This is a genomic window from Marinobacterium ramblicola, from assembly GCF_019084545.1.
Taxonomy (GTDB): Bacteria; Pseudomonadota; Gammaproteobacteria; order Pseudomonadales; family Balneatricaceae; genus Marinobacterium_D; species Marinobacterium_D ramblicola.
Genome location: NZ_JAHREP010000061.1, coordinates 1 through 1,572, shown reverse-complemented (window position 1 = coordinate 1,572; position 1,572 = coordinate 1). Strand labels below are relative to the sequence as shown.

The 1,572-nt window shown below is 63.0% G+C and carries 1 protein-coding gene; it reads left to right on the top strand.

Annotated elements, in window-relative coordinates:
• Positions 1-180 precede the first annotated feature (180 nt).
• Positions 181-1,329, top strand: a complete 1,149-nt coding sequence (locus KQ940_RS22585; protein WP_126281602.1) for an ISAs1-like element ISXa1 family transposase — start codon at positions 181-183, stop codon at positions 1,327-1,329.
• Positions 1,330-1,572 lie beyond the last annotated feature (243 nt).

Below are 1,572 nucleotides of genomic sequence, written 5' to 3'. Positions count from 1 at the left end.
CAGGGCAATCGCACTATCCCCTGACAATGATGGGATCGTCGGGCCGATGTGGTCGGGCCTGTCTGACACGCCGTGAACTCGTCCCTGAGGGCTCGCTGCCGCCGTCCTGGCGGCAGACGGTCAGCCAAACCCGACCACATCACCCCTCGGGAAGCCCGGTGCCGGTACGAAAACTGCTTGATGTCGGTATTTGCCGGAGCCGCCGCCATGCTGCCGAACCCCAAGCCGTTCTTCGAATTGATCCCTGATCCGCGCCGGGCCACGCCCAATAAGCTTCACTCGCTATCGGATATCCTCAGCATCGCCCTCTGTGCGGTACTCTCCGGCATGGATGACTGGGAAGCGGTGGCAGAGTTTGGCCGCACCAAGGAGGGTTGGCTGCGACAATTCCTGCCGCTGGCCAACGGTATTCCCTCCCACGATACCTTTGGCCGCGTATTTTCCCTGATCGACCCGGAGGCGTTCGAGGCGGCGTTTTTCGACTGGGCCGCCCATGCCCGCATCGGCGGCGACGTTCTGGATCAACTGGCACTGGACGGCAAGACCGTCCGCCGCTCCCATCGCGGTTCGGCAGGTCGTGCGCTGCATCTGCTCCATGCCTGGTCCTGCGAGACGCGCTTGCTGGTGGCTCAACGCCGGGTGGACACCAAATCGAACGAGATAACGGCGATTCCGGACATTCTGTCACTGTTCGATCTGCGAGGCGTCACCATCTCGATCGATGCCATCGGCTGCCAGAAAGCCGTAGCCCGGCAGATCACCGAGGCCGGGGGCGACTATGTGTTGGCCCTCAAGGGGAACCAGAGCGCGCTGCATGATGACGTTCGCCTGTTCATGGAGACCCAGGCGGATCGGCATCCCCAAGGCCAGGCCGAGGCCGTGGAGAAAGACCACGGCCGGATCGAAACCCGTCGTATCTGGGTCAACGACGAGATCGACTGGTTGACACAGAAGCCGGACTGGCCGGGACTGAAGACGCTGGTGATGGTGGAGAGCCGGCGCGAGCTCAACGGCCAGGTCTCGTGTGAGCGGCGCTGCTTTATCACTTCTCATACCGCGGATCCGGAGAGGGTCGGTCGTTACATCCGCCATCATTGGCGGGTGGAGAATAGTCTGCACTGGGTACTCGACATGGCCTTCAACGAGGATCAATCACGAGCAAGAGTGGGACACGCGGCGGAAAACCTGGCTATCATCCGGCGCTTTGCGCTGAACCTGCTGCGCCAGAGCAAGGGCTCCAAGCTCGGGGTCAAGAACAAGCGACTGCGTGCGGCGTATGACGACGCCTTCCGCGCCTTGGTGTTGCAACTGCAGCCGCTGGAGCACTGATCGCGCCCCCGATAGCGTCCTGAGCTGGAGATCGGGTTCTATTGCCATATCGAGAACAGGACAGGGCGTACCGGTCGGTTGGCACTGCACTTGCGAGGGGTGGTGGTACCGCTTCTGTGCGACCGTCTGCCGCCAGGACGGCGGCAGTCGAGCGGTCAGGGACGACTTCATCGCGTGTCGCACGGAAGCGGTGCCACCGGCCCGGACCGGCACGCATCGTGGCTACGTAGTGCGATTGCCCTG